Consider the following 19,498-nt stretch of genomic DNA (forward strand, 5'->3'; position numbering starts at 1 on the left):
CAGTTCTTCGGAACCGTTGAGACGAGGGGAAAAATGAGGATCAACCGCCGTGCGGTCGTGGCGTCCGTGTGCGCCGCCGCCCTGTCACCGCTGATGCTGGCCACGTCGGCCACCGCCGAACCGTCCACTTCGGACGACGTGTCGGCTGCCGCGAGGCCCGCGTTCGAGATGCCGTTCCCGTGCAACCAGGCGTGGCGCGCGGGCACCCGCACCAACCACGACCCGCAGCTGGCCATCGACTTCAACGTCGGCGGCGGCGACGCGGACCGCTACAAGCCGGTCAACGCGAGCTGGGCGGGCACGGCGACGGTCTACCACCGGACGGGCCACGGCTACGGCACGTACGTCGTGATCAACCACGGTGGTGGCTGGACGACGCTGTACGCGCACCTCGAGGACGCCGCGGTGCGCACCGGCCAGCGGGTCGTGCGCGGGCAGCGCATCGGTCGGGTCGGCAAGAGCGGCCAGCAGCCCACCTCGCACCTGCACTACGAGCAGCGGCAGAACGGCAACGACGTGCGGGCGATCTTCCACGGCCAGCCCGTCTACTACTTCGGCGAGCGCACGCTGACCAGTCGCAACTGCTGAGGGAGGGTCAGCGGGCCGTCGAGGAAGCGGGTGATCGCGCTGACGCGGTCACCCGTGACGGTGAGGACGAGCAACCCGGCGGGGTTGCCGTCGATCCGGCACGCGAAGGCGGGCTGGGTGTTGGCGCGGGTGGGCGTGAGCACGAGGGGGCGCTCCCCGCGCCATGCCGTGCTGACGCGCAGGAACTCCGCGATCGCCGCCGGGCCGACGTACTCGTGCGGCGCGGGCGGCATGGCGAGCCACGCGTCGTCGGTGAGCAGCGCGACCACGCCGTCGACGTCGCCCGCGGTGAACGACTCGGCGAACCGCCGGGTCACCTCCTCCTCGGCAGGCGAGCTGCGCCGGGGTTCCCTCGGTGAGCCGAGCGTGGCGCGGGCGCGCTGCAGCATGCCCTTCACCGCGGTCTCGCCGGTGTCCAGCATCGCGGCGACCTCGGTGGCGGAGAAGCCGAGCACGTCGCGCAGCACCAGCGTCGCGGTCTGGCGCGGTGGCAGGTGTTGCAGCGCGACGACGAACGCCAGCTCGACCGCCTCACGTGCGTGGTAGCGGGCCTCAGGACCTGGCTCGCTGTCGGCGACGTCGAGCAGCGCGTCCGGGTAGGGCTGCAGCCAGGTCACCTCGCCGCGCCGGGTCGGCTCGGGCGGCGTGAACGGCGGCACCGGCTCGGGCGGCCTGCGCCGCCGGGCGTTCAGGCACTGGTTGGTCGCGATGCGGTACAGCCACGTGCGCAGCGACGACCGGCCCTCGAACCCCTCGAGCCCGCGCCAGGCGGCGACCATCGTCTCCTGCAACGCGTCCTCGGCGTCGGTCAGCGACCCGAGCATCCGGTAGCAGTGCAGCAGCAGCTCGCGGCGGTACGGCTCGAGGTCGACCAAGACCGTCCTCCTCCGACCGTTCCGTTTCGCGGGCCCGCGGTGTCAGAACAAGCATGACTGACCGAACCGCACTCGTCACCGCACTGGCCTACCACCGCGCGTGGACCGGCCACGACTTCGAGCTGGCCATGACCTACGTCGCGCCGGACATCGTCGTCGACGCGCCGGCCGGACGGCTGGAGGGCGCGCAGGCGTTCCGCGCCTTCATGGGTCCCTTCGAGCGGATGCTCACCGCGTCCGAGCTGGTCGCCGCGTTCGGCGACGAGGAGACCGCGGTGCTGATGTACCGCACGGAGACCGTCGTGGTCCCGGACGCGCCGGGCGCCGAGCACCTCACCATCCACAACGGACTGATCACCCGCATGCGGATCGTGTTCGACCGGCTTCCGTTCGAAGCGGCCAGGAAGGCGTGAGCACCGTCTTAATTGGACTTCCCGGTGGAGATCTCCGGCCACAGCATGGCCGCGGAACCCCAGGTGAAGCCGCCGCCGAACGCGGTCAGCAGCACCTTGTCGCCCGCGTTGATCTCGTTGCGGTCCACGGCATCCGAGAGCGCGAGCGGGATCGACGCGGCGCCGGTGTTGCCGACCCTGCTGATGTTGCTGACGACCCGGTCGTTCGGAATGGACAGCTTGGTGCCGACGGCGTTGAGGATCCGGGCGTTCGCCTGGTGCGCCACGACGCGGTCGACCTCGTCGGTCGTCCAGCCGACGTTCTTCAGCACCGCGAGCGCCGACTCGGACATCCGGCTCACCGCGTGCTGGTAGACGTCGCGGCCGACCATCTGGAAGTGCTTGTCCTCCGGCGCGTACCGGCTGGGTTCCGCGCGGTCACGCGCACCGCCGGCGGGCACGATGATCAGGTCGTGGCCTTCGCCGTCGCTGCCGAGGTCGAACGCGAGGACGCTGCCCGGTTCACCGCGCTTGCCCGCGCGCAGCACCATCGCGCCCGCGCCGTCGCCGAACACGACGCCCGCGCTGCGGTCGTCCGGTGCGAGCAGCGTCGAGTACACGTCGGCGGCGACGAGCAGAATGCGACTGGCCAGCCCGGCGGCGATCATGCCGGACGCGGTGGCGAGCGCGTAGACGAAACCGCTGCACACAGCCGAAACGTCGAACGCGGCCACGGTGCCGAGCCCGAGCTTGGAGGCCAGCACCGGTGCCATCGCGGGCATCGGGTGGTCCGGCGTGGACGTCGCCACCAGGACCATGTCCACTTGCGACGTGCCGGCCGACTTCAGTGCGCCTTCAGCCGCCTCGAGTGCGAGGTCGCCGGTGGAGGTGCCCTCGTCGACCCAGTGCCGGGTACCGATTCCGGTCCGGCGGCGCACCCAGGCGTCGTCGGTCTCCCAGTGCGCGGGCAGCTCGTCGTTCGCGACCACTCTCGGTGGCACGCACCCGGCGAGTCCTTGCAGCACAGGGACAGGACTGGATTCGGACAAGTTGACGTCGATCAACGCGGGGCCTCTTTCTCAAGTTTCTCTCGAGGAGAAGGGGCCCTGGAACCGTACCGCGTGACACCGAATCAAGACGCGAAGGAAACTACTAGTCCATGCCGTGACGGCACATCGTCGGCAGAGTTCACCTGTTTGTGCAGTAGGAAATTCCCCACATCTCGGCGGAATTTCCGTTGAAGTTCGCGCTACTCCTGAGTAGCTCCCCACATGGCATCAGCCCTAGTACGTGAACGCGGTCGCGAACGCGATGAGCTCCTCCGCGGTGAGCGGGGGAACCGGCATGTCCGGCGGATCGCCGTCGCGCACGTTGGTGATCACCTGGATGTAGGTCCCGTCCGGCCGCTGCGCGGTCAGCGTGCTGCTCAGCGTGATCGCCGGTGGCCGCGCGTTGACCTGGGTGGTCGCGACGGTGCCGTCCGGCAGGGTGTGCCGCACGCAGTTCTTGTCGCCGTCCTGGCAGGGACCGAAGACCTGGCCGTGGTAGTGCCCCAGCGGCGTTCCCGGCGGGTTCTTGAGCACCCACACCTGGATCGTCGCCTGGCCCTGAGCGTTCTTGAGCAACGCCCCCGCGGTGTAGTTCTTCTCCTTGGGCCCCTGCGAGCCGCTGAACACGAGCGCCACCGGGCCGTGCTGGGGATTCGGCTCGACGGTGTACTGGGACGGGATGAGGTGCGCGGTCGCGAACTGCTCGTCCAGCTTCCTGGAGCGGTCGTCGGGTCCGGGGGCCGGTGGCTGTGCCGGCGTCGACGAGGCGGAGCTGCTGGTGGCCGGTGGTGGCGGCTGGCTCGGTGCGACGGTGCTCATGACCGCCGCCATCGCGCCGACGATCGCGACCGTGCCGAGTCCGGCCGCCGCGGTGCTGCGGCGCGCTTTGGTGCGGGCCTTGGCGATGGCGATCACCGCGGTGACGTCGACCGGCCGCGGCTCGACCTCGTCGGCCAGCTGCTGCAGGCCGTGCGTCAGGTGCTGAGGGTCCATCACGGGGTCGACTCCTCGGTGGCGGCGAGCGGGGTCATGGCTGCGCGGAGCGCGGCGAGGCCGCGGGCGGTCTGGCTCTTCACGGTTCCCTCCGAGCACCGCAGGATCTCGGCGGTCTCGGTGACCGAGTACTGCGACCAGTAGCGCAGCACCACCGCGGCGCGCTGGCGCGGAGGTATCCGCGCGAGCGCCGTCCTGAGCATCTCCTTGTGGTGCAACCGATCGACGCCGTCGGCCGGGTCCGCGCCCACCTCGGGACGGTCCGGCACGCACCCGTCCCGCGTCTCCGAGCGGCGCCACGGTCTGCGCACCTCGTTCAGCCAGCACCTGAGCAGCACCTTGCGCGCGTACGGCTCGACCGACTCGCGGTCCTCGACCTTCGGCCACGCCTGGTACAGCCTGACCAGGCACGTCTGCACGAGGTCGTGCGCCAGGTGCTGATCCCCGCACAGCAGGTAGGCCAACCTGGTCAGCGGCTGGGTCGAGTGGTCCGCGAAGGCGCGGAAGCGCTCGTCGTCGCTTCTGCTCGGCAGGCTCATGCCCATCACACACATCCCCCTCCGAGATGGTTGCACGACTAAGATCGAGGGCCTGGGGAAGGAGCGTGGTGGACCGACACGTGCGCGATGTGGACGACGTGATGAGGCTGCTCGACGACCTGTTCGCGAGGGCCGATCGCTGGACGGACGGCGAGGGATCGTCCTGGTGGGACGGTTTCTACGCGGACCGCTCCCGCGAGGTGCCGTTCTTCGTCGCGAAGCCGGACGAGAACCTCGTCTCGTACCTCGACCGGGGGCTGGTCGAGCCCGGCCGCGCGCTCGACATCGGGTGCGGACCGGGTCGCAACGCACTGCACCTGGCCGCCGCCGGCTTCACCGTCGACGCGGTCGACCTGTCGCTCGCGGCGATCGACTGGGCGCGTGAGCGAGCCGGTGACGCCGTCCGGTTCCTCTGCGGTGACGTGTTCACGCTCGACCTCGACGGCCCGTACGACCTGGTCTACGACTCCGGCTGCTTCCACCACCTGCCGCCGCACCGGCGCATCAGCTACCTCGCGCTGCTCGACCGCGTGCTCGCGCCCGGCGGCCACTTCGGCCTCGCCTGCTTCGCATCCGGTGAGATGGGCTCCGAACGCCCGGACGCGGACTTCTACCGCGCACCCAGCCTCGACGGCGGCCTCGCGTACACGGCCGAGTCGCTGCGCTGGATCTTCGCGCACCTCGACGAGCTGGAGCTGCGCCGCATGCGCGACGAGCCCGCCGAGTCGGACCGCTTCGGCGAACCGTTCCTCTGGACGGCGTTGTTCCGCAGGAGCCTCCCATGACCCCCGACGGTTTCTTCCGCATCGTCGACACGCTCGTGGACGTCGAGCGCTCGGAAGGGCGCGACTACTCGTCGTTCAGCGTGCGCGGCAAGCGTTTCGGCTACTACTGGCCGCGCACCCGCACCGTCGGGCTGAAGCAGACGCTGTCCGAGCAGCAGGCGCTGGTGTCCGAACGCCCGCAGGTGTTCGAGGAGCAGTTCACCGCGGGCGGCTTCGGCTGGGTGGTCGTCTACCTCGACGGCATCGACGCGGACGAGCTCGGCGAGCTGGTCTTCGAGGCGTGGCGGCTGTCCGCTCCCGAGTCCCTGCTCGCCGAGGTGCCCGACCGGGGTCAGTGAGTCGCGAACACGTCCGTCTTGCTGTTCGCGTCACCGGGCACGAGGTTCGTCGCGTCGGACGTGAACGCGACGACCCGCCCGTCCGCGCTGATCGCCGCTTCGTTCGCCCACGAGTTCGCCTGCGCACCGGACGCGGCCACGCTCACGCGGGTGAGCGCGCCGGTGCCCAGGTCCTTGACGAACACGTCGATCTGCCCGTTCGTGTCGCCCGGCACGAGGTTCGTCGCGGCCGAGTCGAACACGACCCGGTTCGCGCCGACCGACGGCGTGCGGGAGCCGCCGTCGCCGTTGGTGACCCTGGTGCGTTCGCCGGTCGTCAGGTCCACGACGTGCACGTCGCCCTTGCTGGAGAAGGCGACTTTCGTGCCGTCCGCGCTGATGGACGGTTGTTCCGCCGCGGTCGCGATCCGGGTGAGCGCGCCGGTGCTCATGTCCTTCACGAACACCTCTCGCCGCGCATTTTGGAACGTGACGCGACGACCGTCCGCGCTGATGGGGTAGATGGCGTTGTGCGGATGGTGCCACTGACTGCCGTCGGAATTGGTGGTGACGAGCGAAATTTCGCCGGTGTCCAGATTCTTGACGAATCCGTCCGCGTTGTTGTTGGTGTCACCGGGTACCAGGTCGGGGGAGTAGGACGTGAAGCTGACGTGCCTGCCGTCCGCGCTGATCCTCGGGAAGTCGCCGACGTTGTCGACCTGCGCGCCGGACGCGGTGACGTTCGCCCGCACGACCGCGCCGGTGACGAGGTCCTTCACGAACACGTCGAGCACGTCGTTCGTGTCGCCGGGCACGAGGTTCGTCGCGACCGACGCGAACGCGACGTAGCGGCCGTCCGCGCTGATGGTGGGCATTTCGGAGGCCTCGTCGGCCTCCTCGCCGTTCGCTGCCGTGCTGACCCTGGTGATCGTTCCCTTCACGCGGTCGGTGACGAACACGTCGTACTCGCCGTTGTAGTCGTCCGGAACGAGGTTCCCGGCTCTGGACTCGAAGGCGACGTACCTGCCGTCACCGCTGACGGACGGTTGGCGCGAATGGCCGTCACTCGCCTTGCTGACCACTGCTATTTCGTCAGCTGCGGCACTCACCGGAACAGCGAAAAGGGCCATCAGGGCTAATGCCGCCAACAACCTGGCCACGATTCCACCTCTCGTTGGATAGGCCCATCCTGGAAGTGCTCTTCGGTCGCGGTCAACGAGGATCACTCGTATTACGCAGCCGTATAGAGTTCGTGGAGCATTCGTCATCCGCCTTACAGCCCCAAGATTTCCGATGTCCGAAAGGAATGGTCGTGGACGTTCGAGTCGTGATCACGGGAGCGGGCAGGGGCTTCGGCCGCGTGCTGGCGATCGCGCTGGCCTCACTCGGCGCGGAGGTCGTGGTCGCCGCGCGCAACCTCGTCGCCGCCGAACGCACCCGCGACGAGATCATCGCGTTGGGGCACCACCGGGTCCACGCCGTGCAGTGCGACCTCTCCGACCCGGCGTCGATCCGGCGGTGCGCCGAGCAGGTGTCCGACGAGCTCGGCTACGTCGACGTGCTGGTCAACAACGCCGCGGGCTGGCTCGAGGGTCACGACGTCTGGGACGCCGACGACACCGAGATCATGCGCACGATCACGTCCGGCGTCGGCGGCACCGTGCTGATGACCAAGCACTTCCTGCCGCTGCTGAAGCGTTCGAGCAGGCCGGACGTCGTCACGCTGGTCTCGAGCGCGGCGACACCCCGCAGCGACGGCGTGCCCGAGGCGCACCCCGCGTTCTACGCGGCCAAGCACGGGCAGGCCGGGTTCGTCGAGGTCATGTCGCAGCGGCTGCGGAAGGCCGGGATCCGGATGATCTCCCTGTACCCGCCGGAGTTCGAGGACGCCGACCCCGCCGCGCCGCGGACGTCGGACGGCAAGTTGACCGCGCAGTCCGTGGTGGACTGCGTGGTGTTCGCGGTGGGGCAGCCGAGGGACTGCTTCATCCGCGCATTTCACTTCGAATCGGCTTAACCTGTGGGCATGGGCGAACGACCTCCGCTCCAGCCGATGCACCGCGCGATCGTCGTGGTCGACGTCGAAGGTTTCGGCCGTCGCACGAATCCGGATCAGGTGCGGCTGCGCGATTTCCTGTTCACGGCGGTGGCGGAGTCGCTGCGCGGTGCGGGGGTCTCCCGCGACCAGTACGACGTCCTCGACCGCGGTGACGGCGTCCTGGTGCTGGCCGCTCCCGAGGTCCCCAAGAACCGGTTGCCGGTCGAGTTCGTCCGCACGCTGAACGCACAGCTGAACGAGTACAACATCGGGCGCGCGGGCCGGGTGCGGGTGCGCATCGCCCTCCACGCCGGTGAGGTCGTGCGGGACGAGCGCGGCTTCGTCGGCGACGCACTGGTCACGGCCACGCGGCTGGCGGACTCCGCCGTGGTGCGGTCGGCGCTCCAGCTCACGGACGCCGATGTGGTCGTCGCGGTCACCGAGCCGATGTTCCGCGGCGTCATCGAGCCCGGACCACCGGGTATCGACCCGGAGAGCTTCCGCCCCGTCGTCGTCGAGGCGAAGGAAACTCACATCCGGGGCTGGATCCACGTTCCCGGTGTCACCGGGCCGCCACCCGAGGAGCCGCCAGGTGCGCAGTGGCGGTCCGACGACCTGCACCACCGCGCGATCTTCCTGGTGGACATCGAGGATTCCGGATCCCGGCCGGACGAGATCAAAGGCAGGCTCAGGGCCGCACTGCGGCGCATGGTGCTGAGCTCGATCGACGCCGCGGGGATCGAACCGGACCAGTACGAGCCGCCCACCGACGAGGGTGACGGCCTGCGGGTGCTGTTCCTGCCGCAGGTGCCCAAGAACCGGTTGGTGAGCCCGTTCATGACGGCACTCACCCGCGAGCTGTTCACCTACAACGAATCCGCGCCCGCGGGCGAGCACATGAGGCTGCGCACCGTGCTGGACGCGGGCGAGCTGCGCCGCGACAGCTACGACTACTTCGGCAGCGCACTCGACGACGCGTACGGGCTGGCGGACTCCGACGAGCTGCGCTTCTTCCTCAAGCGCACGGACTGGCCGCTGGGGCTGATGGTCTCCGAGGAGATCTACGACGGCGTGGTGCGCCACGGGTACGGAGACATCGACCCCGGCAGCTACGAGCCGTTCACCGTCCGGCTCAAGCACCGGGACGTGGACGCGTGGTGCCATGAGCCGGGTCGGCCGCCGCGAGACCGCTGAGGTCTGAGCGTTATCCGCGTTACGGAAACCGAGCCGGCTGCGTCATCCGCCGCTGCGGCGCAGGCCCTCGCAGAGGTCCGGTCACGCCCGAACGAACGGTGAGCCGGGCTACCCATCAATGGAGTATGTCCCGATCCTGTCGACCGCTGACAGGATCGAAATCCGCCGCCTTCCGACAACGTTGTCAGAGGAGAAGGCATGCTCCGAGCGGTACTCGTTCTCGCCCTCGCGGCGAGCGCGGTCACCGTGCCGGTCACTCCGGCCGGCGCCGCGGACTGTCCCTGGGTCGGCTCGACCGCACCGGTCGAGACCAGGGTCAACGCCGTGCTGAAAGCCATGACGGTCGACGAGGAGCTCGCCGTCGTGCACGGCGTGGCGGGCGCGAGTCCTTATGCCGGAATGATTCCCGCGATTCCGCGCGTGTGCGTGCCGTCGTTCCTGTTGCACGACGGGCCGAACGGCGTCGGCGGCTCGTTGCCCGGCGTCACGCAGTTGCCCGCGCCGGTGGGTGCGGCGGCGACGTGGAACACCGGCCTGGTCCGGCAGTACGGCGAGGTCGAAGGCGCTGAGCAGAAGGCGAAGGGCGTGACCGTCGCGCTCGCGCCGATGGTCAACATCGTGCGCGACCCCAGGGCGGGCCGGAACTTCGAGACCTACAGCGAGGACCCGTTCCTGACCGGGCGGATGGGCGTCGCGAACATCAAGGGCATCCAGAGCGAGGGCGTGCTGGCGCAGGTCAAGCACCTCGCGGTCTACAACCAGGAGAGCAACCGGTTCTCGCCGACCGACAACGCTGTCGTCAGCGAGCGGACCATGCAGGAGATGTACCTGCCGCAGTTCGAAGCGGCCATCCGCGAGGCGAAGGCCTCGTCGGTGATGTGCTCGTACAACTGGGTCAACGGCGTCAACGCGTGCGAGAACTCGTACCTGCTCACGAAGGTGCTGCGCGAGCAGTGGAAGTTCGACGGGTTCGTGACGTCGGACTGGGGCGGCACGAAGTCGACCGTCGCCGCGGCCAACGGCGGGCTCGACATGGAGATGCCGACCGGCAAGTACTTCGGTGACGCCCTCAAGACCGCGCTGGCCAACGGTCAGGTCAGCAAGACGAGGCTCGACCGGATGGTCGGCAACGTCCTGCGGCCGTTGTTCCGCTTCGGCCTCTTCGAGCGGCCGATCACGGGCGACCCGAACGCACCCGCCGCGAAGCCCGAGCACGCGGCCGTCGCGTGGAAGGTCGCGGACGAGAGCGCGGTGCTGCTGAAGAACAAGGGCAACGTGCTGCCGCTGTCCGCCGGTCAGAAGATCGCGGTCATCGGACGCGGTGCGCACGACGAGGTCAAGACGACCGGTGGACTCGGCAACCCGGTGGCGACGCCGCCCGGCGTGACCACCCCGCTGCGCGCCATCGAGCAGCGCGCCGGCGGCGAGGTGACCTACGTGCCCGGTCCCGCCGCGAGCCTGCCCACCGTGCCCGCGGACCGGTTCGAAGGCCTGACCGGGCGGTTCTACGCCGGCGTCGACCTCGCCGGGCCGCCGCTGCTCACCAGGGCGGACCAGACCGTCGACTTCGACTGGCCGAGCGGCAAGCCCGCCGAGGGCGTGCCCGCGACCGGCTGGTCCGCGTCGTGGACCGGCACGATCACGCCGCGCAAGACCGGCCCGCACACGTTCGCGATCACCAGCGACGACGGCTCACGGCTCTTCGTCGATGGCGAGGAGGTCATCGACAACTGGAAGGACCAGGCGCCGACCACGCAGGTCGGCACGGTCGAGCTGACCGCGGGCAAGCCGGTGAACGTCGAGGTGCGGTACTACCAGCGCGGCGGCGGCGCCCGGATGCAGCTCGGCTGGGAGGAGCCGGGTTCCTCGCGGTACGACGAGGCCGTCGCGGCGGCCAAGGCGGCGGACGTGGCGGTGGTGTTCGCGGACCTGATCAGCTGGGAGGGCTACGACCTCACCGGCATCGACCTGCCGCGCGGCCAGAACGACCTGATCTCGGCGGTGGCCGCGGCGAACCCGCGCACGGTCGTGGTGCTGCAGACCGGCAGCGCGGTGACGATGCCGTGGGTCGGCTCGGTCAGCTCGGTGCTGGAGGCGTGGTTCCCCGGCCAGGCGATCGGTGAGTCGATGGCCTCGTTGCTGTTCGGCGACACCAGCCCGTCCGGCAAGCTGCCCGTGACGTTCCCGAAGTCGCTCGCGGACGTCCCGGCGAGCACGCCCGCACGGTTCCCCGGCGCGAACGGCGAGGTGCGCTACGACGAGGAGCTGGGCGTCGGCTACCGCTGGTACGACCGGGAGGGCATCGAGCCGCTCTTCCCGTTCGGACACGGGTTGTCCTACACCAGTTTCGGGCTGGAGGGGCTGACCGTGTCGCGCGGCGACGCGCCGGTGACGGTCACGGCCAGGGTGACCAACACCGGGCAGCGGGCCGGGTCCGAGGTCGTGCAGGCCTACGTCTCGTTCCCGTCGGCCGCCGGTGAACCGCCGCGTCAGCTCAAGGCGTTCGCCAAGGTGGAGCTGAAGCCCGGTGAGTCCAAGCGGGTCCGGCTCACGCTGGACGAGCGGGCGTTCTCGATCTGGGACACCGCGAAGCACGCGTGGGCGAAGCAGCCGGGGCGCCACCAGATCTCGGTCGGCACGTCGTCGCGCGACCTGCCGCTGAAGGGGTACGTCACGATCCCTCGATGACCTGCTCCCCGGAGTAGCATCGGGAGCTTGTACCGGACGATCCCGCAGCTGTTGCTCGACTCCGCCGGGCGTGATCCCGGCGGAGTCTGGCTGCGGTCCGCAGAGGACAGTTGGACGTTCGGCGAGGCCGTCGGACACGCCGCGGGCGCTGCGCATGCGTTGCGCGAGAACGGGGTGCGGCGCGGCGACCTGGTGCTGCTGACGATGCGGAACACGCCGGCGCACCTCTTCGCCTGGCTCGGTGCCGTGTCGCTCGGTGCGATCGCGGTGACCGTCGACCCGCGCAGCACCGCGCTGGAGCTCGACGGGCTCGTGGCGCAGACCCGGCCGCGTCTGGTGATCACCGAACCCTCGTTGACGGTCGCCGCCGAGTTGCCGATGGACGCGCGGCCGGACGACGTCGCGGTGCTCATCCCGACCTCCGGCACGACCGGCCGGTCCAAGCTCGTGATGCAGACGCACCGCGCCTACACGCTGGCGGGTGAGGGTTTCCCGCACTGGATGGAGCTGACGCGTGACGACCGGCTGATGACGTCGCTGCCGTTGTTCCACGTCAACGCGCCCGCCTACTCGGTGATGGGCTCGCTCGCGTGCGGAGCGGGCCTGGTGCTGCTGCCCCGGTTCTCGGCGAGCGGGTTCCTCGACGCCGCGCGGCAGCACGGCGCGACCGAGTTCAACGCGATCGGCGCGATGCTGGAAATGCTGATGCGCCAACCGGAACGCGCTGACGACGCGGACAACCCGTTGCGGCTGTGCTACACCGGGCCCGCGCCTGCCCAGGAGCGCCAGGAGGAGATCGAGCGGCGGTTCGGGCTGCGGATCGTGTGCGGCTACGGGATGTCCGAGACGACGTACGGCCTGATCTGGCCGCGCGGCACCCGGCCGTTCGGCACGCTCGGCGCGCCGCGCCAGCACCCGGTGCTCGGCACGATCAACGAGGCCAGAGTGCGCGACGGCGAGCTGCAGCTCCGCAACCCAGCCGTCACACCGGGGTACTGGGACATGCCGGACGAGACGGCTCGCGCGATCGTCGACGGGTGGCTGCACACCGGCGACCTGGTGACGCCCAACGCGGACGGCACGTACACCTTCGTCGCGCGGGCCAAGGAAGTGCTGCGCAGACGCGGCGAGAACCTGTCGCCGCTGGAGGTCGAGGAGACGCTGACCGCGCACCCCTCGGTGCTGGAGTGCGCGGTCGTGGGCGTGCCGTCGGAGCTGTCCGAGGACGAGGTGAAGGCGTTCGTGGTGCCGGCGTCGGGTGTCGTGCCCGACTTCGGCGAGCTGCGGGCGTGGTGCGCGGAACGGTTGTCCGCGTTCAAGGTGCCGAGGTACTGGCAGCTGATCGGCGACCTGCCGAGGACGCCGACGTCCAGGGTGGCCAAACACCTGCTGCCGCAAGGACATCCGGACGGCGAGCACGACGCGGAGGAGAACCGGTGAGCGAGTACCGAACGTCCATCGGCTCGGCGGACGAGACCAGCATCCGGCTGCTCGGCCACGACCTCGCCGACGACATGATGGGGAAGGTCGGCTTCGGTGAGCTGGCGTTCTGGCTCGTGGCCGGTCGCCGGCCGGAGCCCGGTGAGCTGCGGCTGTTCGAGGCCGTGCTGGTGGCGCTGGCCGACCACGGGTTCACGCCGACCGTCATCGCGGCCCGGCTGACGCTGACCGGTGCGCCCGAGTCGTTGCAGGGCGCGCTGGCCGCCGGGCTGCTCGGCGGCGGCTCGCGGTTCCTCGGCGTCACCGAGGACTGCGGCCGGTTCCTGGCCGACGCACTGGCCGCTCGACAGGGTGAGTCGGACGACGAACTGGCGCTCGAGGCGGTGCGGGCCGTGCACAGCGCGGGGGAGCGGGTGCCTGGGCTGGGGCATCCGCTGCACAAGAACGGCGACCCGCGCACGCCGGTGATCTTCCGCATCGCCGAGGAGGAAGGCGTGCTGGGGCCGCACCTCCGGCTGTTCGACGCGGTGGGGCGGGTGCACCCCGAGGTGCTCGGGAAGACGTTGCCGCTCAACGGGGCGGGCGTGTGCGGTGCCGCGCTGGCCGACCTCGGCTTCCCCGTCGGCATCCTGCGCGGGTTCGCGCTGCTCGCCCGTGCCGCGGGCCTGCTGGGTCACCTGGCGGAGGAACTGCGGAACCCGGCCGGTCCGGCCATCTACGACCAGGTCAGAGCTCGTGAGTGATTAGGAGGCCTATGGCGCTCCTGATCACTCACGAGCTGTTAGATCCGGTAGAACAGGTTGAGGAAGCGGTCCGCCACGGCCGCGTCGCCGCGCACGGTGCCCGCGTTGCACCGGCCGAACGCGGTCAGCACCAGGCTGCCCGCGTCGAAGTCGATGACCGCGGGCAGGTCGTCGACGGCGCCCTGCGCGTACCTCATGCCGTCGGCGTCCACGTTGATCCGGTAGCCGGCGGCGTTGCGGCCGCTGACCGTGATGCCCAGCTCGAACGGCGAGCGGTCCACATCGGACCGCACGGTCGACTGCCACAGCAGGAACATCAGCGGTGCCAGCAGATCGGCCACGTCACCGGACAGGCCGTGCGCCCGGCCGGAGCCCTGACGGATGTCCCACGAGTGCACCCCGTAGTCCATCAGCTGGCCCGCCGCGTAGAACCACGCGGGCACCGGGCCCATGTAGAAGTGCGTGACGACGAAGTTCTCCCACTCGTCGTCGCTCAAAGAGTCCAATGTGGACATCATGCGGTCGAAGTCCGCGCGGATGCGGTCCATCATCTCGTGCTGGGAGAGGTTGCGGAACGCCAGCGCCTGCTCGTTCGCGCGGGCACCCATGCCCGCCGTGCCGTACGCCTCCCGCGCCTCGCCCCTGCGTGCGGCGTCGAACGCCTCGAAGTAGCCCTCGGTGGTGTCGACGATGTGCCCGATGACGTCCGCGGTCGACCACCCCGCGCAGGCCGTCGGTGCCTTCCACGCCTCGGTCGGCTCCGCGAGGTCGAACATCCGGTTCGCTTCCTCGCGCACCACCCGGAGGATGGTGCCCTTGCCGTCGGCGGAAGTCGGGTCCCATTCGCTCATGCCTCCCACCTCCTTCGGTGAGGGTTCAATTATCTGCTTGACGCGCCTCGACCGCAGACCTACTTTCGCGAACCATGACGCCGTACGAGGAGCTCGACGGGGTGCTGACGCGCCTCGCCCGCGAGGCCCGCGAGATCCTCGGCGACACTTACGTCGGCACGTACGTGCAGGGCTCGTTCGCGCTGGGCGCCGGCGACCTGCACAGCGACTGCGACTTCATCATCGCCACCACGGTTCTGCCGTCCGGCGCGGCGGAGGCCGGGCTCCGTGAGTTGCACGACGAGATCCCGACGCGCGAAGGCTTGTGGACCAAGGAGATGGAAGGTTCGTACGCGGACGTCGCGTCGCTCAGGACCGTCGACGGCATGGGCGTGCCGTGGCTGTTCTGCGACCACGGGCTGCGCGAGCTGATCTGGGACACCCACTGCAACACCCCGCACGCCCGCTGGATCCTGCGCAACAGGGGCATCGTCGTCGACGGGCCGCCTATCGCGAGCCTCGTCGACGAGGTGCCGCCCGAGGTGCTGCGGGACGAGATGCGCGCGGCGCTGCCGACCGTCATCGACGACATCCGCGCGTGGGCGTCGTTCGACGTCGCGTGGACGCAGCGGTACGCGGTGTCGGCGGTCTGCCGCGCGCTCTACACGATCAAGACAGCGGAGGTCGAGTCCAAGCGCGGCGCGCTGGCGTGGGCGCTGGACCACCTCGACCCGAAGTGGCGCCCGCTCATCGCGCAGGCGATGGCCGACCGCGACCTCGGCTGGGATCCCGACCAGCCGCCGCGGCCGGGCAGTCTCGACGAAACCTTCGAGTTCGCCGCGTCAGTCGGCCAGGTCCGCTGAGATCTCCAGCAGCCACAGCGCGACCTCGGCGGTGTCGTCGAAGTGGTTGATGGGCGGTTTGTCCGGTGACCACGAGCCGTCGGCCGCCTGGGTGGCCATCAGGTTGTCCGCGATGGCGGTGGCCAGCTCGGCGTAGCGCCGTTCGCCGGTGGTCCTGGCGAGCACGGCCGCGCCCCACGCCACCTTGTGCGCCTGCAGCGAGGTCACCAGGTTGTCGCCGCAGGCGAACGCGTACTCGGCGTAGCCCTTCGCCGCGGCCAGCGCGTCCGGCGCGCCGGTCACCTGGTGCAGCTTCGCGAGGAACGCCATCGGGTAGCCGAGCATGAAGTACGCCTGGTCCGGCACGTCCGGGCGCACGACGTGCAGCAGGCTGGTGTCCTCCAGCAGGCCGCGGACCCGGAACTCGGGGCCGGTCTGCTGGCCGAGCAACGCGCTGAGCCAGCGTCCGGCGTCCCGCGCGGTCGTCACGTCACCGAGCTGGAGCGCGACGCAGCCGAGGTGCGCGGTGGTCAGCGCGTCCGGGATGCCGAGCCGGTTCGCGCAGCAGCCGCCCGCGGGCGCCTCGTAGGTCAGCAGGTGCCGGTACGCCCGGCGGGCCAGCACGAACGCGCCGCGCCGGTGCGCGGCCAGCGCGATCCAGCCGTTCGGGTAGCACCAGAACTCCTGGAAGTTCTCGTTGTGGCTCTTGATCCCCGGCTCGGTGACGAAGTCGCCGTCGTCGGTGCCGAACCGGGACTCGATGAAGTCGAGCCGCCGTTGCGCCTCACGCGGGTACCCGGCCAGGCAGAACAGCGCGGGCGCCTTGTAGTGCGCCGCGACGTCCTCCGGCGGGGTGTGGTCCAGCAGCCACTCGACGGCTCGGTGGGCTGCCTTCTCGTACAGCGTGGTCACAGGCGGGTCTCCAGTGGGCAGGGGGTGGCTCGCCGAGAAGGATCCCTTACTTCAACTGGTCCATCAATCAGGCGTTCGGGACCGGCGCAGTTCAGCATGTGGTGACGGTGTGGTGATCGTTTCTACGGTTGGTGTCCATGGCACCAACCGAAGACGGGATTCCGCTGCTGGGCACCGGGGATGGCGACGTGGCGCTCATCCTCCGGCGCGTCGCCGAGGCCCGTGAGCTCACAGATCCCGATGAGCGCGCGGTGCGGCTCTACTTCCTCGGCCGCGGACTTCTCGACTGCGGTGAGGACGTGTGCGGCGACCTCGAGTGCCACGAGGACGGGTGCGACGCGTGCCACGCCTCGGTCGCGGCGATCGAGGTGCTCGGTGAGGCGATGCGGCTCGGCAGCTCGCACGCCGCGTACGACCTGGGTGGCGTGTTCATCAGGGATGCCGGGTCGCCGGAGGAGCTGGCCGCGGGCATCGCGCTCGTGCAGCGGGCCGCCGAGGCCGGGCTGGACGACGCGAAGTGCTTGCTGGCCAAGGTGACGAGAGTGAACGTGAGGGGATACGAGTGACCAAGTTGATCAGGGTCGGCTTCTTCAGCGAGATGCCGCACGGCGACCCGTCGGACCCGAGCCTGGCCGATTCGACCGGCCGTGAGCCGAGCAGGTACGAGGAGGAGCTGGCGGCCTACCTCGAGGCGGGCCACGTCTACATCGCGACGCCGGGGTTCGGCAAGGACGTGCTGAACGGCGGCGCGCGCATCCCGTCGCCGCACTACATGACCGACGGCAAGCACGTGTGGCCGGGTGACGTGGCGCACTACGTCCGGACCTACCACGTGCGGCTGCCGCAGGAGTTCGTGGACGACGTCGCCGCGGCCGGGTTCACGGTGCCCGCCGACGTGGACGTCACGCAGCTGAAGCTCTGACGTCCCCCTATCGGGAGCGGTCATTCACGCTTACGGCTCTCGATCTCCGCGCGCGCCGCGCTCGAAGATCGGGAGCCGTGAACCCCTTCGTGATGCCGGACTTCTTCATGCCCTTCGAGGCACGCCTGAACCCCCACCTGGACGGGTGCCGGGAACGGGTGCCGGTGTGGGCGGAGGCGATGGGGCTGCTCGACCCCTCGCACGAGGCGGCATCCGACCAGCGGTGGAGCCGGGCTGCTTTTGAGAGGGCCGACTTCCCGCTGTTCACCGCGTACGCGCATCCGGACGCGTCCGCGGCCGAGCTGGACCTGGTGTGCTGCTGGTACGTGCTGATGTGGTTCGTCGACGACCAGCTCCAGGCCGCGTACGAACTCGACCCGTGGTCACTGCGGCGGGGTGTCGACCGGTTCATGAGCTTCATGCCCGTGCTGCCGAGCCCCGTTCCCGTCCCGGAGAACGCGGCCGAGCGCGCCGCTCTCGACCTGTGGGCGAAGACCGCGCCCGCGATGACCCCGGTCTGGCGCGAGCGGTACACGCGGGCGTTCCGCAAGTTCGGCGAGGGCCACCGCTGGTTCGACCTCGCGGTGCGCGGCGAACCCGACCTGTTCGACTTCGTCGAGCTCCGCCGCGAGGTCGGCGGCGGCATGATGATGACCTGCCTGCTCGAGCACGACGCGGGCGTGGAGATCCCGCCCGCCGTCTACGACTCGCGCCCGTTCAAGGCGCTGCTGGACACCTTCCGCGACGCCATCGACCTCCAGAACGACATCGTGTCCTACGCGCGTGAAGTCTCGCTGGGCGAAGGCGAGTTCAACGGCGTGACCGTCTTCCAACGCGCACAGGGATGTTCGCTCCAGGCCGCCGTCGACGTCATCGACGACGTCATCACCGGCCGGGTCCGCACGATGTGCGCCGCCGCGGACCGCGACCTGCCGACCGTGCTGGACGAGAGCGACCTGGACGCCCGCACCTGCCGTCGCGTCGTCGACTACGTGCGCGCCTGCCAGACGATGCTCGCCGGGTCGTACGCGTGGGCGTTGCAGAGCAAGCGGTACACGGCTGCCTCGGTGACCGTGCCGACCGGCCCGCGCGGCCTCGGCACGTCGGCCGCTCGACTGGCGGCGAGCTGGTGAGTCAGGCGGCCAGGTCCTGCGGGCTGAGCTCGCGCAGGAACCAGTCGAACAGCGCGTGTTCCAGGCCGCGCAGCCGGATTCGTGCCGGGAAGCCGGGTGCGGCCCACCGCGCGGGCGCGATGCCCACGCACTCGGTGACCCTCGGCGGGAGCACGTGCCGCACGGCAGGGAGGATCGCGGCGCCCAGCACGCCGGGCAGCATGTTCTGGTAGCTGCCGATCAGGGTGCGGGTCAGTGCCTTGCCCTCGTCGGACGGGGCGATGTGCCGCTCCTGCATCAGTTCGCACAGGCGCGTGGCCTCAGCGAAGTCCTCGGGCAGCACTTCGTCCGGCAGGCCGAGCATGGAGCCGACCACGCACCACAGGTGCAGGTAGTCCTCGGTGTCGCGCTCGGTCGGGTGGACGCCCAGGCGTGGCAGCAGGTGCAGCACGTACGCCGAGAACAGCATCAGTGCGCCTAGCAGGTCCTCCTGGCAGAGCGGCACTCCGTCGGTCTCGGTGTTCCAGTGTCCACTGTGGAGGACTGCTCGGCGGACTCTCGCGTGGGTGTGCCGCACCTGTGCGACCGCGGTTACGTCAGGGCGTGGTTGTACGGCCGCCAGTACGAACGCCGCCGTCGCGTGCACGCGTTGCAGCGGTGCGTCGAGGCCGCCCGACGCTGCCAGCAGACGGGCGCCGCGTGGGATCGCGTAGCACGTGATCAGTGAGCCCAGGGAGAGCGTCATTCCTATGTGCAGGCGGTTGTCGGCGAAGAAGTTGGCGGCGTGGGTGGTGCGGTCCAGGTTGGCCCACGGTGGGAGTGCGACGGTTACTGGGCCGTCGTCCGCAGCGGGATCTCCCTGGTGGCGCAGGGAATCCAGCATCTCTGGTGTGTAGGCGGGCACGCGGTGAGTTCAGCATTGGTGATGGTGGACGAAAGTCGCGTTTCTCATTTGAGACGGGTGAGGGGGCTGCCGGGTCCCGTCGGGGTTGGGTCCTGTGCCTACTGCCCGTTGGGGCTTGGCCTCTGCCGGTCCCGTCGGAGCTGGGGTTCCTTGCTTGGCTGCCGGTTGTCGTCGGGGCTCGGGTCTTTGCCTGGCTGCCGGTTGTCGTCGGGGCTGGGTTCTTTGCCTGGCCGCCGGTTTCGCCGGGGCTGGGGTCTGATGGTTGCTGCGGCTTTGGTGTTTCGGTGTCGGTGGTTGGGTCGCGCCTTCGGCGCAGCGATTGGGCCTTGACAGTG

At 70.0% G+C, this 19,498-nt stretch carries 20 protein-coding genes and 1 pseudogene; 13 read left to right on the top strand and 8 right to left on the bottom strand.

Annotated features, from left to right (window positions below):
- Positions 1-33: 33 nt before the first annotated feature.
- Positions 34-588 carry a M23 family metallopeptidase gene (locus FKR81_RS30600; protein ID WP_146357144.1) on the top strand — a complete coding sequence of 185 codons (555 nt, stop codon included), beginning with the start codon at positions 34-36 and terminating at the stop codon, positions 586-588.
- Here FKR81_RS30600 and FKR81_RS30605 read toward each other — a convergent pair.
- Positions 549-1,487 (bottom strand): annotated as a pseudogene (locus FKR81_RS30605) (RNA polymerase subunit sigma-70); the annotation flags it as partial. The gene FKR81_RS30600 and the pseudogene FKR81_RS30605 overlap by 40 nt on opposite strands.
- A gap of 29 nt (positions 1,488-1,516) precedes the next feature.
- Here FKR81_RS30605 and FKR81_RS30610 point away from each other — a divergent pair.
- Positions 1,517-1,876 (top strand): nuclear transport factor 2 family protein, encoded by a 360-nt coding sequence (locus tag FKR81_RS30610; RefSeq protein WP_146357148.1) that lies wholly within the window; start codon positions 1,517-1,519, stop codon positions 1,874-1,876.
- A gap of 8 nt (positions 1,877-1,884) precedes the next feature.
- Here the strand turns inward: FKR81_RS30610 and FKR81_RS30615 are convergent, their stop codons facing one another.
- From FKR81_RS30615 to FKR81_RS30625, 3 genes are all read right to left on the bottom strand, one after another.
- A complete protein-coding gene (locus FKR81_RS30615) occupies positions 1,885-2,880 on the bottom strand; it encodes a beta-ketoacyl-ACP synthase III (protein WP_146357150.1) in 996 nt (331 codons plus the stop codon).
- 258 nt (positions 2,881-3,138) lie between these two features.
- The gene (locus tag FKR81_RS30620; protein WP_146357152.1) at positions 3,139-3,900 is read right to left on the bottom strand and encodes a hypothetical protein; all 762 of its coding nucleotides are present in this window, start codon (positions 3,898-3,900) and stop codon (positions 3,139-3,141) included.
- Positions 3,897-4,442 (bottom strand): RNA polymerase sigma factor, encoded by a 546-nt coding sequence (locus tag FKR81_RS30625; RefSeq protein ID WP_235921856.1) that lies wholly within the window; start codon positions 4,440-4,442, stop codon positions 3,897-3,899. The genes FKR81_RS30620 and FKR81_RS30625 overlap by 4 nt, the downstream gene beginning before the upstream one ends.
- Before the next feature lie 62 nt (positions 4,443-4,504).
- Between FKR81_RS30625 and FKR81_RS30630 the strand changes: the two genes are divergently transcribed.
- Positions 4,505-5,221, top strand: a complete 717-nt coding sequence (locus tag FKR81_RS30630; protein WP_146357154.1) for a class I SAM-dependent methyltransferase — start codon at positions 4,505-4,507, stop codon at positions 5,219-5,221.
- Entirely contained in the window at positions 5,218-5,559 is a 342-nt protein-coding gene (locus tag FKR81_RS30635) for an MmcQ/YjbR family DNA-binding protein (RefSeq protein WP_146357156.1), read from the top strand. Before FKR81_RS30630 ends, FKR81_RS30635 begins: the two co-directional genes overlap by 4 nt.
- Here the strand turns inward: FKR81_RS30635 and FKR81_RS30640 are convergent.
- Complete coding sequence (locus tag FKR81_RS30640; RefSeq protein WP_186763258.1) at positions 5,553-6,647, bottom strand: TolB family protein; 1,095 nt, start codon at positions 6,645-6,647, stop codon at positions 5,553-5,555. The two genes, FKR81_RS30635 and FKR81_RS30640, sit on opposite strands and share 7 nt — an antisense overlap.
- A gap of 203 nt (positions 6,648-6,850) precedes the next feature.
- On the opposite strand from FKR81_RS30640, the gene FKR81_RS30645 reads away from it, so the two are divergent.
- The 5 genes from FKR81_RS30645 (at position 6,851) to FKR81_RS30665 (ending at position 13,641) form a co-directional block, all read left to right on the top strand.
- The gene (locus tag FKR81_RS30645; RefSeq protein WP_222598456.1) at positions 6,851-7,555 is read left to right on the top strand and encodes an SDR family oxidoreductase; all 705 of its coding nucleotides are present in this window, start codon (positions 6,851-6,853) and stop codon (positions 7,553-7,555) included.
- Positions 7,556-7,564: 9 nt separating this feature from the next.
- Positions 7,565-8,770: a nucleotidyl cyclase domain-containing protein gene (locus FKR81_RS30650; RefSeq protein WP_146357162.1), complete on the top strand. Its 1,206-nt coding sequence runs from the start codon at positions 7,565-7,567 to the stop codon at positions 8,768-8,770.
- 198 nt (positions 8,771-8,968) lie between these two features.
- Positions 8,969-11,458, top strand: a complete 2,490-nt coding sequence (locus tag FKR81_RS30655; RefSeq protein ID WP_146357164.1) for a glycoside hydrolase family 3 C-terminal domain-containing protein — start codon at positions 8,969-8,971, stop codon at positions 11,456-11,458.
- A gap of 27 nt (positions 11,459-11,485) precedes the next feature.
- Positions 11,486-12,898, top strand: coding sequence for an AMP-binding protein (locus FKR81_RS30660; RefSeq protein ID WP_146357166.1), 1,413 nt, complete (start codon positions 11,486-11,488; stop codon positions 12,896-12,898).
- Positions 12,895-13,641, top strand: a complete 747-nt coding sequence (locus tag FKR81_RS30665) for a citryl-CoA lyase (protein WP_146357168.1) — start codon at positions 12,895-12,897, stop codon at positions 13,639-13,641. The genes FKR81_RS30660 and FKR81_RS30665 overlap by 4 nt, the downstream gene beginning before the upstream one ends.
- 38 nt (positions 13,642-13,679) lie before the next feature.
- On the opposite strand, the gene FKR81_RS30670 is transcribed toward FKR81_RS30665, so the two are convergent.
- Positions 13,680-14,492: a maleylpyruvate isomerase family mycothiol-dependent enzyme gene (locus tag FKR81_RS30670; protein WP_146357170.1), complete on the bottom strand. Its 813-nt coding sequence runs from the start codon at positions 14,490-14,492 to the stop codon at positions 13,680-13,682.
- 74 nt (positions 14,493-14,566) lie between these two features.
- On the opposite strand from FKR81_RS30670, the gene FKR81_RS30675 reads away from it, so the two are divergent.
- On the top strand, positions 14,567-15,334 hold the full coding sequence (locus FKR81_RS30675; protein WP_146357172.1) for an aminoglycoside adenylyltransferase domain-containing protein: 768 nt from the start codon (positions 14,567-14,569) through the stop codon (positions 15,332-15,334).
- Here the strand turns inward: FKR81_RS30675 and FKR81_RS30680 are convergent.
- Positions 15,314-16,225 carry a hypothetical protein gene (locus tag FKR81_RS30680; RefSeq protein ID WP_146357174.1) on the bottom strand — a complete coding sequence of 304 codons (912 nt, stop codon included), beginning with the start codon at positions 16,223-16,225 and terminating at the stop codon, positions 15,314-15,316. The genes FKR81_RS30675 and FKR81_RS30680 overlap by 21 nt on opposite strands.
- A 137-nt stretch (positions 16,226-16,362) precedes the next feature.
- On the opposite strand from FKR81_RS30680, the gene FKR81_RS30685 reads away from it, so the two are divergent.
- The 3 genes from FKR81_RS30685 to FKR81_RS30695 all read left to right on the top strand — a co-directional run bounded on the left by FKR81_RS30685 (position 16,363) and on the right by FKR81_RS30695 (position 18,280).
- Positions 16,363-16,791 carry a hypothetical protein gene (locus tag FKR81_RS30685; RefSeq protein WP_146357176.1) on the top strand — a complete coding sequence of 143 codons (429 nt, stop codon included), beginning with the start codon at positions 16,363-16,365 and terminating at the stop codon, positions 16,789-16,791.
- Complete coding sequence (locus FKR81_RS30690) at positions 16,788-17,147, top strand: hypothetical protein (RefSeq protein WP_146357178.1); 360 nt, start codon at positions 16,788-16,790, stop codon at positions 17,145-17,147. Before FKR81_RS30685 ends, FKR81_RS30690 begins: the two co-directional genes overlap by 4 nt.
- A gap of 77 nt (positions 17,148-17,224) precedes the next feature.
- Positions 17,225-18,280: a terpene synthase family protein gene (locus tag FKR81_RS30695; protein ID WP_146357180.1), complete on the top strand. Its 1,056-nt coding sequence runs from the start codon at positions 17,225-17,227 to the stop codon at positions 18,278-18,280.
- 1 nt (position 18,281) lies between these two features.
- Here the strand turns inward: FKR81_RS30695 and FKR81_RS30700 are convergent, their stop codons facing one another.
- The gene (locus tag FKR81_RS30700) at positions 18,282-19,142 is read right to left on the bottom strand and encodes an oxygenase MpaB family protein (protein ID WP_146357182.1); all 861 of its coding nucleotides are present in this window, start codon (positions 19,140-19,142) and stop codon (positions 18,282-18,284) included.
- Positions 19,143-19,498 lie beyond the last annotated feature (356 nt).

The sequence above is a fragment of the Lentzea tibetensis genome (assembly GCF_007845675.1).
Classification (GTDB): domain Bacteria; phylum Actinomycetota; class Actinomycetes; order Mycobacteriales; family Pseudonocardiaceae; genus Lentzea; species Lentzea tibetensis.

What these genes read in the sequence shown, in the direction of transcription:
- FKR81_RS30635 (WP_146357156.1), top strand. Translation starts at nt 5,218, where the DNA reads ATGACCCCCGACGGTTTCTTCCGCATCGTCGACACGCTCGTGGACGTC.
- FKR81_RS30625 (WP_235921856.1), bottom strand. Translation starts at nt 4,442, where the DNA reads ATGGGCATGAGCCTGCCGAGCAGAAGCGACGACGAGCGCTTCCGCGCC.
- FKR81_RS30610 (WP_146357148.1), top strand. Translation starts at nt 1,517, where the DNA reads ATGACTGACCGAACCGCACTCGTCACCGCACTGGCCTACCACCGCGCG.
- FKR81_RS30600 (WP_146357144.1), top strand. Translation starts at nt 34, where the DNA reads ATGAGGATCAACCGCCGTGCGGTCGTGGCGTCCGTGTGCGCCGCCGCC.
- FKR81_RS30675 (WP_146357172.1), top strand. Translation starts at nt 14,567, where the DNA reads ATGACGCCGTACGAGGAGCTCGACGGGGTGCTGACGCGCCTCGCCCGC.
- FKR81_RS30650 (WP_146357162.1), top strand. Translation starts at nt 7,565, where the DNA reads ATGGGCGAACGACCTCCGCTCCAGCCGATGCACCGCGCGATCGTCGTG.
- FKR81_RS30685 (WP_146357176.1), top strand. Translation starts at nt 16,363, where the DNA reads ATGGCACCAACCGAAGACGGGATTCCGCTGCTGGGCACCGGGGATGGC.
- FKR81_RS30700 (WP_146357182.1), bottom strand. Translation starts at nt 19,142, where the DNA reads ATGCTGGATTCCCTGCGCCACCAGGGAGATCCCGCTGCGGACGACGGC.
- FKR81_RS30655 (WP_146357164.1), top strand. Translation starts at nt 8,969, where the DNA reads ATGCTCCGAGCGGTACTCGTTCTCGCCCTCGCGGCGAGCGCGGTCACC.
- FKR81_RS30670 (WP_146357170.1), bottom strand. Translation starts at nt 14,492, where the DNA reads ATGAGCGAATGGGACCCGACTTCCGCCGACGGCAAGGGCACCATCCTC.